Genomic DNA, 13,244 nt, shown 5'->3' on the forward strand with positions numbered 1-13,244 from the left:
AAAATGCCGGGGCTGCCGTACAGCCTTTCGCGACCCAAGGCCGCCCCTACAGAGGTCGCGCTGTCACTCCTCGACACTCATGTATTCCTTGGCCCAGCGGATGTAGTCCTCAGGCTGGGTGTAGGTGTGCGACAGCTCGGTGGCGCTGAGGTTTTCCGACTTGTTCTGCTGGCCGCGCTGCAGCCGCAGGCAGTCGTAGGTAGCCTTGATCGCGGCAAAGTAGGCGGCGTGGCCATCGACCACGATGCGTACCCCAAGGCGCGCCAGGCGCTCGTCGTCGCGCAGGTTCGGGTTGCCATAGGTGACCAGCATCAACGGTACCGTCAGGTGCTCGGCAATCTGCTCGAGCTGCTCGAAGTCCTTCACGCCGACCATGCAGATACCGTCGGCACCGGCCTTCTGGTAGCTCTGGGTACGCACGATGATCTCTTCGGTGGGCAGCACGCCAGCGTTGGTCCGGGCAATGATCGACAACGAGGAATCGACCCGCGCCTCCAGCGCCGCGCGGATCTTGCCGACGCCCTCTTCGACCGGGATCAGGTCGGTGGACTTGCGCCCGAACTGTGCCGGCAGCAGGGTGTCCTCGATGGTCAGTGCGGCCACGCCGGCACGCTCCAGTTCGATGACCGTACGCATGACATTCAGCGCGTTACCGTAGCCGTGGTCGGCGTCAGCCAGCACCGGCAGTTGCGCCACCCGACCGATACGGGTGGCCTGCTCGACGAACTCGCTGAGGGTGATCAGGGCGAAGTCCGGCGCGGCCAGTACCTGCAACGAAGCGACGGAGCCGCCGAGAATGCCGACCTCGAAGCCCAGGTCTGCGGCAATGCGTGCCGACATCGGGTCGAACACCGATGCGGTGTGGTAACAGGCACCTGAAGCGAGCAGCTCGCGGAAGGCAAAACGCAGATCTTGATGGGAAGCCTTGGGCATGATCACTCCGCAAAATGAGTTGAAATTCGAACGGTAACTACCGACCCCTGTAATCGGGTCTACCTGACCTGTTCCAACCGTCGCCATCTGGGCGGTCATGCTCGACATGCAGGCAGAGGAATAAAAGGTGTGGGAGACAAAGGCGCAAAACAGCTGCGGCAAAATGTTGCACCAAGCTGGTGCAAGCCGCGGTTTTCAGCCTTTGTGGCATACCAACGATATCACGCAGCCATGCAGCACTGGATGAATGCGCCAATGCCGATCTTGCATAGGGGATGCACATAGTACATAGGAAGCTACCTAACTCAGGTTACAATCGGACGGCTTTTTCGCGCGTAGAGCCGCGCCCACCAGTACGCCGTTGGCCCCGGGCCCAACGATATCCGCGAACAGGCCGCCACACACAGACAAGGTATTCCCGTGACCGCCGCCTTACCCCCCACCACCCTGCGCAACGTGCTCACCGCCCTGATGCTGGCGATCTTTCTCGGCGCACTGGACCAGAGCATCGTCGCCGTCTCGCTGCCTGCGATCTCGGCACAGTTCAACGATGTCGGCCTGCTGGCCTGGGTCATCTCCGGTTATATGGTGGCGATGACCGTGGCCGTGCCGATCTACGGCAAACTGGGTGACCTGTATGGGCGACGACGGATGATCCTTACCGGCATCAGCCTGTTCACCCTGGCCTCGATCGCCTGCGCCCTGGCCCAGGACATGCCGCAACTGGTGCTGGCTCGGGTACTGCAGGGCATCGGCGCGGGCGGCATGGTTTCGGTGAGCCAGGCGATCATCGGTGACTTCGTACCACCGCGCGAGCGCGGCCGTTACCAGGGCTATTTCAGCAGCATGTACGCGGTGGCGAGCGTCGCCGGGCCGGTGCTGGGTGGCTGGCTGACTGCGTATTTGTCGTGGCGCTGGGTGTTCTGGATCAACCTGCCCCTGGGGCTGCTCGCGCTGTGGGCGATCCGCCGCGCGCTCGGCGGCATGCCGGCGCAACGCCGCGAGGCGCAGGTGGACTATCTCGGCGCGGTCCTATTGATCCTCGGCCTGGGCAGCCTGTTGCTGGGCATCACCTTGGTCGGACAAGGCCACGCCTGGGCCGACCCGGCCGTACTGGCCCTGTTTGCCTGTGCCGGGCTGGGCCTGCTGCTGTTCATTGCCCACGAGCGCCGCTGCCCGGAGCCGCTGCTACCGCTCAGCCTGTTCGGCAACCGTGTGGCAGTGCTGTGCTGGGGCGTCATTTTCTTCGCCAGCTTCCAGTCGATCTCGCTGACCATGCTGATGCCGTTGCGCTTCCAGGGCATCACCGGCGCCGGTGCCGACAGCGCTGCCCTGCATCTGCTACCGCTGGTGATGGGCTTGCCCGTGGGTGCCTTTTCTGGCGGCCGCCTGACCAGCCGGACCGGGCGCTACAAGCCACAGATCCTGGCCGGTGCGCTGCTGATGCCAGTGGCCATTTTGGCCATGGCGCTGACCCCGCCACAGGCGGGCGGGCTCAGCGCGCTGTTCATGCTGCTGACCGGTATTGCCTGCGGGCTGCAGTTTCCGACCTCGCTGGTGGGCACGCAAAGCGCGGTGGCCAGCCAGGACATCGGTGTCGCCACCAGCACCACCAACCTGTTCCGCTCGCTGGGCGGGGCCATGGGCGTGGCATGCATGTCCAGCCTGCTGCTGGCCCTGCTGCAGCAAGGCGGGTTCGAGTCGCTGGGCAATCCCTTGCTGGGCAGCCTCAAGGCCGGTGAGGTGGACCTGGTGACGCAGGCGCGCTTGCTGGAAACGTTCCGGCAGCTGTTGATGGGGAGTGCCGGGGTGGCGGTGCTGGGGCTGTTTGCCGCATTGGCATTGCCAGACCGGCAGTTGCGCGGCCGCTGAAGGCCGCCGCATTAATCCCCTCTTAATACAAAGAGGAAACACTCCCTAACAATCCTTAACAAAGTGTCATTTGCGCAGCGCCGGGCTCAAGCGCAGCATATCCAGCCCGGTGTCGACCCATTTTTCGACATCTTGCAACAGGTCGAAACTGTCAGGCAGCAACAGCCAGCGCCCGATCAGGCCATCGGCATAGGCAAACATGGCCACCGCCGCGCGCTCGACATCCAGCTCGCCTGGCAACTGCCCGCGGCGCACGGCATTGGCCAACGCCAGGGTGATGCCCTGGTGGCAATCCAGCACCGCAGCCTGGCGCTGCTGGCGAATTTCACACATGTCATCGGTGAACTCGCACTTGTGATGCAGGATTTCATTGATACGCCGGGTTCGGGCATCGAGCACCAGCTCGTTGAACACTTGCAGCAACAGCTTGCGCATGCAGCCAAGCGGGTCCACTTCGTCCTCGCTTTCGCTCGCTCGCGCCAGGTGGTCATGGGTTTCGTGCACGCTGTCGAGCAAGGCCTGCACCAGCTCGGCCTTGTTATTGAAGTGCCAGTAGATGGCCCCTCGCGTCACACCCGCCTGTTCGGCGATATCGGCCAGGGTGGTTCGCGCAACCCCGCGCTTGTAGAAGGCCCTTTCCGCCGCCTCGATGATCTGGGCGCGGGTTTCCTGGGCTTCTTCTTTGGTTCGACGGACCATGGCAGTACCAACCTCGTCTGGCCCGAACGCTCGGCGCGTACGGGAAATGCTCCGGAGCACCTCTGCAGGGCGCCTCGCGGATGAGCTAATCAAGGGCTGTGGCAGTACCCAAGTACAACCCAGCGGTATTTACAAACAACCATGAATGTAAGTATATTCCTTAGCAAGCTATTTATCCACCGGACAGCAATTTTTCCAGATCAACACACTTCCACTACTCTTGAGCGTCTCCCAGCTCCAGCGCCCCGAGGATCCTCATGCAATTCAAGCCAGCCGTTACCGCTCTGGTTTCCGCCGTCGCCCTGGCATCCCTGCTCAGTGGCTGCAAGAAAGAAGAAGCAGCGCCTGTGGCGCAGGCTCCTCTGGTCGGCGTCGTGACCATCCAGCCCCAAGCTTTCACCCTGACCTCGGAACTGCCGGGGCGCACCAGTGCCTACCGCGTCGCCGAAGTGCGCCCGCAGGTCAATGGCATCATTCTCAAGCGCCTGTTCAAGGAAGGCAGCGAAGTCAAGGAAGGCCAGCAGCTGTACCAGATCGACCCTTCCGTGTACGAAGCCAACCTGGCCAATGCCCAGGCCAACCTGCAGGCCACCCGCTCGCTGGCCGAACGCTACAAGCAGCTGATCGACGAACAGGCGGTGTCCAAACAGGAATACGACGACGCCAATGCCAAACGATTGCAGGCCGAGGCTTCGCTGAAGAGCGCGCAGATCGACCTGCGCTACACCAAGGTGCTGGCACCGATCAGCGGCCGTATCGGCCGCTCCGCGGTCACCGAGGGTGCGCTGGTCAGCAATGGCCAGGCCAACGCCATGGCGACCATCCAGCAACTCGACCCGATCTACGTCGACGTCACCCAGTCCACCGCCGAGCTGCTCAAGCTGCGCCGTGACCTGGAAAGCGGCCAGTTGCAGAAGGCCGGTGACAACGCCGCCTCGGTGCAGCTGGTGCTGGAAGACGGCAGCCTGTTCAAGCAGGAAGGCCGCCTGGAATTCTCCGAAGTGGCGGTCGACGAGACCACCGGCTCGGTCACCCTGCGGGCGCTGTTCCCCAACCCTGACCACACCCTGCTGCCTGGCATGTTCGTGCATGCGCGGCTCAAGGCCGGGGTCAATGCCAACGCCATCCTGGCGCCACAACAGGGCGTGACCCGCGACCTGAAAGGCGCGCCGACCGCGCTGGTGGTCAACCAGCAGAACAAGGTCGAACTGCGCCAGCTCAAGGCCAACCGTACCCTGGGCAGCGACTGGCTGATCGAGGTAGGCCTGAACCCCGGTGACCGCCTGATCACCGAAGGGCTGCAGTACGTGCGCCCGGGCGTCGAGGTCAAGGTCAGCGAAGCCACCAACGTCAAGAAACCCGCAGGCCCCGATCAGGCCAACGCGGCGAAAGCAGACGCCAAAGCGGAGTAAACCATGTCGAAGTTCTTTATCGATCGCCCGATCTTCGCCTGGGTGATCGCCTTGGTGATCATGCTGGTCGGCGCCTTGTCGATCCTGAAGCTGCCGATCAACCAGTACCCCAGCATCGCGCCGCCGGCCATCGCCATCGCCGTGACCTACCCGGGCGCCTCGGCGCAAACCGTGCAGGACACCGTGGTACAGGTGATCGAGCAGCAGCTCAACGGTATCGACCACCTGCGTTATGTGTCGTCGGAAAGCAACTCCGACGGCAGCATGACCATTACCGCTACCTTCGAGCAGGGCACCAACCCCGACACCGCGCAGGTGCAGGTACAGAACAAGCTGAACCTGGCTACCCCGCTGTTGCCGCAGGAAGTGCAGCAGCAAGGTATTCGTGTCACCAAGGCAGTGAAGAACTTCCTGCTGGTGATCGGCCTGGTGTCCGAAGACGGCAGCATGTCCAAGGACGACCTGGCCAACTACATCGTCTCCAACATGCAGGACCCGATTTCGCGTACTGCGGGTGTGGGTGACTTCCAGGTGTTCGGTGCGCAGTACGCCATGCGTATCTGGCTCGATCCGGCCAAGCTGAACAAGTTCCAGCTGACCCCGGTCGACGTCAAGACCGCGGTGGCCGCGCAGAACGTGCAGGTGTCTTCCGGCCAGCTCGGCGGCCTGCCTGCCATGCCGGGTACCCAGCTGAACGCCACCATCATCGGCAAGACCCGCCTGCAGACTGCCGAGCAGTTCGAGAAGATCCTGCTCAAGGTCAACAGCGACGGCTCGCAGGTGCGCCTGGGTGACGTCGCCCAGGTTGGCCTGGGCGGCGAAAACTATGCAGTCAGCGCCCAGTTCAACGGCAAGCCGGCCTCCGGTCTTGCGGTAAAGCTGGCCACCGGCGCCAACGCCCTGGACACCGCCAAGGCCCTGCGCAAGACCATCGCCGACCTGGAACCGTTCTTCCCGCCTGGGGTAAAAGCGGTATTCCCGTATGACACCACCCCGGTGGTCACCGAGTCGATCAGCGGCGTGATCCACACCCTGATCGAAGCCGTGGTCCTGGTGTTCCTGGTGATGTACCTGTTCCTGCAGAACTTCCGCGCCACCATCATCACCACCATGACCGTCCCGGTGGTATTGCTGGGTACCTTCGGCATCCTCGCCGCAGCAGGCTTCAGCATCAACACGCTGACCATGTTCGCCATGGTGCTGGCCATCGGCTTGCTGGTCGACGATGCCATCGTCGTGGTGGAAAACGTCGAGCGGGTGATGTCCGAGGAAGGCTTGCCGCCCAAGGAAGCGACCAAGCGCTCGATGGAGCAGATCCAGGGTGCCCTGGTGGGTATCGCCCTGGTGCTGTCGGCAGTACTGCTGCCCATGGCGTTCTTCGGCGGCTCCACCGGCGTGATCTACCGGCAGTTCTCGATCACCATCGTCTCGGCCATGGGCCTGTCGGTGCTGGTGGCGCTGATCTTCACCCCGGCCCTGTGCGCCACCATGCTCAAGCCGCTGAAGAAGGGCGAGCACCATGTGGCCAAGCGCGGCTTCTTTGGCTGGTTCAACCGCAACTTCGACCGCAGCGTTACCGGCTACGAGCGCAGCGTAGGTGCCATCCTGCGCAACAAGGCGCCGTTCCTGCTGGCCTACGCCCTGATCGTGGTCGGCATGATCTGGCTGTTCGCCCGCATCCCTACCGCGTTCCTGCCGGAAGAAGACCAGGGCGTGCTGTTCGCCCAGGTACAGACCCCGGCTGGCTCCAGTGCTGAACGCACCCAGGTGGTGGTCGACCAGATGCGTGAGTACCTGCTGAAGGACGAAGCCGACACCGTGGCGTCGGTGTTCACCGTCAACGGCTTCAACTTCGCTGGCCGCGGCCAGAGCTCGGGCATGGCATTCATCATGCTCAAGCCGTGGGATGAACGCTCCAAGGAAAACAGCGTGTTCGCCCTGGCCCAACGTGCCCAGCAGCATTTCTTCACCTTCCGCGATGCGATGGTGTTCGCCTTCGCCCCGCCTGCAGTGCTGGAACTGGGTAACGCCACCGGTTTCGACGTGTTCCTGCAGGACCGTGGCGGTGTCGGCCATGCCAAGCTGATGGAAGCGCGCAACCAGTTCCTGGCCAAGGCCGCGCAGAGCAAGATCCTCAGCGCCGTGCGCCCGAACGGCCTGAACGACGAGCCGCAGTACCAGCTGACCATTGATGACGAACGTGCCAGCGCCCTGGGCGTGACCATCGCCGACATCAACAACACCCTGTCGATTGCCCTGGGTGCCAGCTACGTCAACGACTTCATCGACCGTGGCCGGGTCAAGAAGGTGTACATCCAGGGCGAACCGAACGCGCGGATGAGCCCGGAAGACCTGCAGAAGTGGTACGTGCGCAATGGCGCCGGCGAAATGGTGCCGTTCTCCTCCTTCGCCAAGGGCGAATGGACCTACGGCTCGCCCAAGCTGTCGCGTTACAACGGCGTCGAAGCGATGGAAATCCTGGGTGCACCGGCACCTGGCTACAGTACCGGTGAAGCCATGGCCGAAGTCGAGCGCATCGCCGGCGAACTGCCTAGCGGTATCGGCTACTCGTGGACCGGCATGTCCTACGAGGAAAAGCTCTCCGGTTCGCAGATGCCGGCGCTGTTCGCCCTTTCGGTACTGTTCGTGTTCCTGTGCCTGGCAGCCCTGTATGAAAGCTGGTCGATCCCGATCGCCGTGGTGCTGGTCGTGCCGTTGGGCATCATCGGTGCACTGATCGCCACCAACCTGCGCGGGTTGTCCAACGACGTGTACTTCCTGGTCGGCCTGTTGACCACCATCGGCCTGGCGGCGAAAAACGCCATTCTGATCGTCGAATTCGCCAAGGAATTGCACGAACAAGGCCGCAGCCTGTACGACGCAGCGATCGAGGCATGCCGCATGCGTCTGCGCCCGATCATCATGACCTCGCTGGCGTTCATCCTCGGCGTGGTACCGTTGACCATCGCCAGTGGCGCCGGCGCCGGCAGCCAGCACGCCATCGGCACCGGTGTGATCGGCGGCATGATCAGTGCGACCGTACTGGCTATCTTCTGGGTACCGCTGTTCTTCGTCGCAGTGTCGTCGCTGTTCGGCAGCAAACAGCCGGAACAGGACGCCACCCCTGAAACTCCACGTTATGAGGCTGGGCAATGACCAAGTCTTTGTTGTCCCTGGCGGTAACCGCTTTCATTCTCGGCGGCTGCTCGCTGATCCCTGACTACCAGACCCCGGAATCGCCGGTGGCCGCGCAGTGGCCGCAAGGCCCTGCCTATTCGCCGACCCAGTCGGCGGACGTTGCCGCTGCCGAACAGGGCTGGCGCCAGTTCTTCCATGACCCGGCGCTGCAGCAGCTGATCCAGACCGCGCTGGTGAACAACCGCGACCTGCGCGTGGCGGCACTGAACATCGACGCCTATCGCGCGCAGTACCGCATCCAGCGGGCCGACCTGTTCCCGGCGGTTTCGGCCAACGGCAGCGGCAGCCGCCAACGGGTGCCGGCGAACATGTCGCAAACCGGTGAAGCCGGCATCAGCAGCCAGTATTCGGCCACCCTCGGCGTGAGTGCCTACGAGCTGGACCTGTTCGGCCGCGTACGCAGCCTGACCGAGCAGGCCCTGGAAACCTACCTGTCCAGCGAACAGGCGCGGCGCTCCACGCAGATCAGCCTGGTGGCCAGCGTGGCCAACGCCTACTACACCTGGCAGGCCGACCAGGCGCTGTTCAAGCTGACCGAAGAAACGCTGAAGACCTACGAGGAAAGCTACAACCTCACCCGTCGCAGCAATGAAGTCGGCGTCGCCTCGGCACTCGATGTCAGCCAGGCGCGCACCGCCGTGGAAGGCGCCCGGGTCAAGTACTCGCAGTACCAGCGCCTGGTCGCCCAGGACGTCAACAGCCTGACCGTGCTGCTGGGCACCGGCATCCCCGCCGACCTGCCCAAACCACTGGAGCTCAATGCCGACCAGCTGGCCGAAGTACCGGCCGGCCTGCCTTCGGACATCCTCCAGCGGCGCCCGGACATCCAGGAGGCCGAACACCTGCTCAAGGCCGCCAACGCCAACATCGGCGCCGCCCGTGCAGCGTTCTTCCCGAGCATCAGCCTGACCGCCAATGCCGGCAGCCTGAGCCCGGACATGGGTCACCTGTTCTCGGGTGGGCAAGGCACCTGGCTGTTCCAGCCGCAGATCAACCTGCCGATCTTCAACGCCGGCAGCCTGAAGGCCAGCCTGGACTACTCGAAGATCCAGAAGGACATCAACGTCGCCAAGTACGAGAAAACCATCCAGACGGCCTTCCAGGAAGTCTCCGATGGCCTGGCGGCGCGCAAGACCTTCGAAGAGCAGCTGCAGGCGCAACGCGACCTGGTGCAGGCGAACCAGGATTACTACCGCCTGGCCGAACGCCGCTACCGTATCGGTATCGACAGCAACCTGACCTTCCTCGATGCTCAGCGCAACCTGTTCAGCGCCCAGCAAGCCCTGATCGGCGACCGCCTTTCGCAGCTGACCAGCGAGGTCAACCTGTACAAGGCGCTTGGCGGTGGCTGGTACGAGCAGACCGGGCAGGCCAACCAGCAGGCCTCGGTGGAAGCACCGCAAGGCTGATCGAGACAGCAACCGCATCAAGCCCACCCTCGCGGTGGGCTTTTTGTTTTCTGTTGCCTGCTCTGGCCTCTTCGCGGGCTCGCCCGCTGCCACAGAATCACCACCGTTTCACAGGCTGTGGTAATCCTGTGGGAGCGGGCGAGCCCGCGAAGAGGCCTGCACAGGAAAACAATTAACCAACCGGAACATTCCGTTCGATTATCGCCCGTTTCCGTTTGTGGCGAATTGCCTCACCCCCGCCCCACCCCGCACCATCCTCGCCACGCAACGTTGCCCCGGTTCATCCCACAGACCCGCACCTGCAGGCCGCATCCTGCAGCACACCGGCTCGCCCATAAAAACAAGAGATCGACGACAGATGAGCACTTTGCAACCCGCACGCCAGCTGCTGCCAGGCCTGTTGGCCATGTCCTGCGCCTTCCCGCTGTTCGCCGCCGAGGGTGGCTTCATGGAAGACGCCAAGGCCACCCTCAACCTGCGCAACTTCTATATCAACCGCAACTTCGTCGACCCGGCCCACCCGCAGGCCAAGGCCGAGGAATGGACGCAAAGCTTCATCCTCGACGCCCGCTCCGGTTTCACCCAGGGTGCCGTCGGTTTCGGCATGGACGTATTGGGCCTGTACTCGGTCAAGCTCGACGGCGGCAAAGGCACCACCAACACCCACCTGTTGCCGGTGCACGACGATGGCCGCCCTGCCGATGACTTCGGCCGCCTGGGCGTGGCGCTGAAAGCCAGGCTGTCCGAAACCGAGCTGAAGGTCGGCGAATGGATGCCGGTACTGCCGATCCTGCGCTCGGACGACGGCCGCTCGTTGCCGCAGACCTTCCGCGGTGGCCAGCTGACCTCGAAGGAAATCGCCGGCCTGACCCTGTACGCCGGCCAGTTCCGCGGCAACAGCCCGCGCAACGACGCCAGCATGGAAGACATGTCGCTGAACGGCAAGGCGGCGTTCACCTCCGACCGCTTCAACTTTGCCGGTGGCGAGTACACCTTCAACGACAAGCGCACCATGATTGGCCTGTGGGATGCGCAGCTCAAGGACATCTACCGTCAGCAGTACCTCAACCTGGTGCACAGCCAGCCGCTGGGCGATTGGACCCTGGGCGCCAACCTGGGCTACTTCACCGGCAAGGAAGACGGCGCCGAACGCGCCGGCGAACTGGACAACCGCACCGCCTCGGCGCTGCTTTCGGCACGCTACCAAGGCCACACCTTCTATGTCGGCCTGCAAAAGGTCAGCGGCGACAACGCCTGGATGCGGGTCAACGGCACCAGCGGCGGCACCTTGGCCAACGACAGCTACAACTCCAGCTTCGACAATGCCAAGGAGCGCTCCTGGCAGGTACGCTACGACTTCAACTTCGCCACCGTCGGCGTACCCGGCCTGACCCTGATGAACCGCTACATCAAGGGTGACAACGTCACCGCAGGCGCCGTGGACGACGGCAAGGAATGGGCACGGGAAACCGAACTGGCCTATGTGGTGCAGTCGGGCAGCTTCAAGGACCTGTCGCTGAAGTGGCGCAACTCCACCATGCGCCGCGACTTCAGCACCAACGCGTTCGATGAGAACCGGTTGATTGTAAGTTACCCGCTGAACCTGCTTTGAACAGGCTGGATACGGCAGTGCGGGCCACTGCCATTCGCCTGGCTGATGATGGTGGTGACAGCGGTCTATCCTGAGCTATATCGGTTGCTGCACCGGCCGCTTCGCGGCTAACCCCCGCTGCCACGAGGTTTCCAGCGAACCCTGTTAGAACAGGCCGGTGCCGGCAATTCACCCCGATCCGGCAAACCAGGGAGGCACAACATGAAGAACCTCGTCGACCACCTGAGCCAATACGCCAGCTACCACCGCGACCCACGCAACATCGCCACCCACTTCGTGGGCATTCCCTTGATCGTACTGGCAGTCACCATCCTGCTGTCACGCCCTGGCTGGGACGTGGCCGGCCTGTGGCTGTCTCCGGCGATGCTGGCAGCGGCAGCCGCGGTATGGTTCTACCTGCGCCTGGACCTGCGCTTCGGGCTGGTGATGGGCGTGCTGCTGGGGCTTTGCCTGTGGGTCGGCCAGGTGCTGGCAGTACAGTCCACGGCGCTGTGGCTCGGCAGCGGGCTTGCAGCGTTCGTGCTGGGCTGGATCATCCAGTTCGTCGGCCATTACTACGAAGGCCGCAAACCGGCGTTTGTCGACGACATCAGCGGCTTGATCATCGGGCCGCTGTTCGTGGTGGCGGAAGCGGCGTTCATGCTGGGCCTGTGCCCGGCCCTGAAGCAGGCCGTGGAGCGCAACGCAGGCCCGGTTGTGGCGCGCTCGTTGTAGGAGCGGCCTTGCGTCGCGATGGGCCGCAAAGCGGCCCCGGCGGTATTGGCTGCGAAGCTGGGATGCGGTTGCGAAGCTGAGATCCTGGGGCCGCTTTGCGGCCCATCGCGACGCAAGGCCGCTCCTACAGATAGCTGATCGGCGCCCCTGATGATGGACAGGTGCCCAACATCCGGGGCGCAGCTCAACCGCGCAGGAGTCAGCTACGTGATTCCACCCCCAGCTCATCCCACACCGACTCGGCCAGGTGGAAGGTGGCATTGGCCGCCGGAATGCCGCAATAGATCGCACTCTGCATCAGCACTTCCTTGATTTCGTCGCGGGTCACGCCGTTGTTGGCTGCCGCACGCAGGTGCAGCTTCAGCTCGTCGTTGCGGTTCATGCCGATCAGCATGGCGATGGTGATCAGGCTGCGCGTATGGCGCGGCAGGCCCGGGCGAGTCCAGATGTCACCCCAGGCGTGGCGGGTGATCATTTCCTGGAACTCGCCATTGAAATCGTTGAGCTTGTCCAGGCTGCGGTCCACATGGGCATCGCCAAGCACTGCCCGGCGTACCTGCATGCCGGCGTCGTAACGTTGTTTCTCGTCCATGCCGATATCCTCAATGAGCCAGCAGGAAGTCGAGCACACGGCGGCTGAACGGCTCGCCGACCTCGACGTTGGACAGGTGCGCAGCCGGGAAGTCGACGTATTCGGCAGCTTCGATCGCAGCCTGCATGAAGCGACCGTGTTCAGGGGTGGTCACCACGTCTTCGCTACCGGCCACGATCAGCGTTGGTACCTGGATACGGCCCAGTTGCTCGCGGTAGTCGGCATCGCGCACAGCCGCGCAGTTGCTGGCATACCCTTGCGGGCTGGTCTGCGCGAGCATCTGGCAGATGCGCTGGGCCTGGGCTGGCTGGGCCTGGGCAAACCCCGGGGTGAACCAGCGGGCGATGGAGGCGTCGCGCAGGTCGACCATGGCCTGCTGGCCACCCTTGAGCACGGTGTCGATCCGGCTGTTCCACACCTCGTCGTTGGCAATCTTGGCGGCGGTGTTGCACAGCGTCAGGCTGTGCAGGCGCTGGCCGGCATTGATGCCCAGCCACTGGCCGATCAGGCCGCCCATCGACAGGCCGACGAAGTGCGCCTTGGCGATGTCCAGGCCGTCGAGCAGGGCCAATACGTCTCGGCCCAGCTGTGCAATGGTGTATGGGCCCTGCGTGACCAGCGATGCGCCGTGGCCACGGGTGTCATAGCGCAGCACCCGCAGGTGCTGGCTCCACAGCGGGATCTGCGTGTCCCACATGCCCAGGTCGGTGCCCAACGAGTTGGACAGGACCAGCACCGGGGCGTTTTCCGGGCCATCGAGCTGGTAGTTCAAAACGCCATCGGCCAATTGCAAGTGCGCCACA

At 63.6% G+C, this 13,244-nt stretch carries 10 protein-coding genes; 6 read left to right on the forward strand and 4 right to left on the reverse strand.

What is annotated here, in order from left to right:
- Positions 1 to 63: 63 nt before the first annotated feature.
- Positions 64 to 933, reverse strand: coding sequence for an oxaloacetate decarboxylase (locus tag HG549_RS20585; RefSeq protein WP_170032202.1), 870 nt, complete (start codon positions 931 to 933; stop codon positions 64 to 66).
- A 420-nt stretch (positions 934 to 1,353) separates the two neighbouring features.
- On the opposite strand from HG549_RS20585, the gene HG549_RS20590 reads away from it, so the two are divergent.
- Positions 1,354 to 2,805: an MDR family MFS transporter gene (locus HG549_RS20590; RefSeq protein ID WP_170032205.1), complete on the forward strand. Its 1,452-nt coding sequence runs from the start codon at positions 1,354 to 1,356 to the stop codon at positions 2,803 to 2,805.
- Positions 2,806 to 2,871: 66 nt separating this feature from the next.
- Here HG549_RS20590 and ttgR read toward each other — a convergent pair whose 3' ends face one another.
- A complete protein-coding gene (gene ttgR / locus HG549_RS20595) occupies positions 2,872 to 3,504 on the reverse strand; it encodes an efflux transport transcriptional regulator TtgR (RefSeq protein WP_170032208.1) in 633 nt (210 codons plus the stop codon).
- Between the two features lie 257 nt (positions 3,505 to 3,761).
- On the opposite strand from ttgR, the gene ttgA reads away from it, so the two are divergent.
- From ttgA to HG549_RS20620, 5 genes are all read left to right on the forward strand, one after another.
- Entirely contained in the window at positions 3,762 to 4,916 is a 1,155-nt protein-coding gene (ttgA, locus tag HG549_RS20600) for a toluene efflux RND transporter periplasmic adaptor subunit TtgA (protein ID WP_170032211.1), read from the forward strand.
- Between the two features lie 3 nt (positions 4,917 to 4,919).
- Positions 4,920 to 8,072 carry a multidrug efflux RND transporter permease subunit TtgB gene (gene ttgB / locus HG549_RS20605; RefSeq protein WP_170032214.1) on the forward strand — a complete coding sequence of 1,051 codons (3,153 nt, stop codon included), beginning with the start codon at positions 4,920 to 4,922 and terminating at the stop codon, positions 8,070 to 8,072.
- The gene (locus HG549_RS20610; RefSeq protein ID WP_170032216.1) at positions 8,069 to 9,523 is read left to right on the forward strand and encodes an AdeC/AdeK/OprM family multidrug efflux complex outer membrane factor; all 1,455 of its coding nucleotides are present in this window, start codon (positions 8,069 to 8,071) and stop codon (positions 9,521 to 9,523) included. Before ttgB ends, HG549_RS20610 begins: the two co-directional genes overlap by 4 nt.
- 358 nt (positions 9,524 to 9,881) lie before the next feature.
- Positions 9,882 to 11,135, forward strand: coding sequence for an OprD family porin (locus HG549_RS20615; protein WP_170032219.1), 1,254 nt, complete (start codon positions 9,882 to 9,884; stop codon positions 11,133 to 11,135).
- 201 nt (positions 11,136 to 11,336) lie between these two features.
- Positions 11,337 to 11,849, forward strand: coding sequence for a DUF962 domain-containing protein (locus tag HG549_RS20620; RefSeq protein WP_170032222.1), 513 nt, complete (start codon positions 11,337 to 11,339; stop codon positions 11,847 to 11,849).
- Positions 11,850 to 12,048: 199 nt separating this feature from the next.
- Here the strand turns inward: HG549_RS20620 and pcaC are convergent, their stop codons facing one another.
- Both pcaC and pcaD read right to left on the reverse strand, forming a co-directional pair.
- Positions 12,049 to 12,441: a 4-carboxymuconolactone decarboxylase gene (gene pcaC, locus HG549_RS20625; protein ID WP_170032225.1), complete on the reverse strand. Its 393-nt coding sequence runs from the start codon at positions 12,439 to 12,441 to the stop codon at positions 12,049 to 12,051.
- A gap of 10 nt (positions 12,442 to 12,451) precedes the next feature.
- A complete protein-coding gene (gene pcaD / locus HG549_RS20630; RefSeq protein ID WP_170032229.1) occupies positions 12,452 to 13,243 on the reverse strand; it encodes a 3-oxoadipate enol-lactonase in 792 nt (263 codons plus the stop codon).
- Between the last annotated feature and the right edge of the window lies 1 nt (position 13,244).

The sequence above is a fragment of the Pseudomonas sp. SK genome (genome assembly GCF_012975065.1).
Lineage (GTDB): Bacteria > Pseudomonadota > Gammaproteobacteria > Pseudomonadales > Pseudomonadaceae > Aquipseudomonas > Aquipseudomonas anuradhapurensis.

Bases quoted from the DNA above. Each gene is read 5' to 3' on its own strand.
- ttgB (WP_170032214.1), top strand. From the start codon at position 4,920: ATGTCGAAGTTCTTTATCGATCGCCCGATCTTCGCCTGGGTGATCGCC.
- HG549_RS20620 (WP_170032222.1), top strand. From the start codon at position 11,337: ATGAAGAACCTCGTCGACCACCTGAGCCAATACGCCAGCTACCACCGC.
- ttgR (WP_170032208.1), bottom strand. From the start codon at position 3,504: ATGGTCCGTCGAACCAAAGAAGAAGCCCAGGAAACCCGCGCCCAGATC.
- ttgA (WP_170032211.1), top strand. From the start codon at position 3,762: ATGCAATTCAAGCCAGCCGTTACCGCTCTGGTTTCCGCCGTCGCCCTG.
- HG549_RS20615 (WP_170032219.1), top strand. From the start codon at position 9,882: ATGAGCACTTTGCAACCCGCACGCCAGCTGCTGCCAGGCCTGTTGGCC.
- HG549_RS20610 (WP_170032216.1), top strand. From the start codon at position 8,069: ATGACCAAGTCTTTGTTGTCCCTGGCGGTAACCGCTTTCATTCTCGGC.
- pcaC (WP_170032225.1), bottom strand. From the start codon at position 12,441: ATGGACGAGAAACAACGTTACGACGCCGGCATGCAGGTACGCCGGGCA.
- HG549_RS20585 (WP_170032202.1), bottom strand. From the start codon at position 933: ATGCCCAAGGCTTCCCATCAAGATCTGCGTTTTGCCTTCCGCGAGCTG.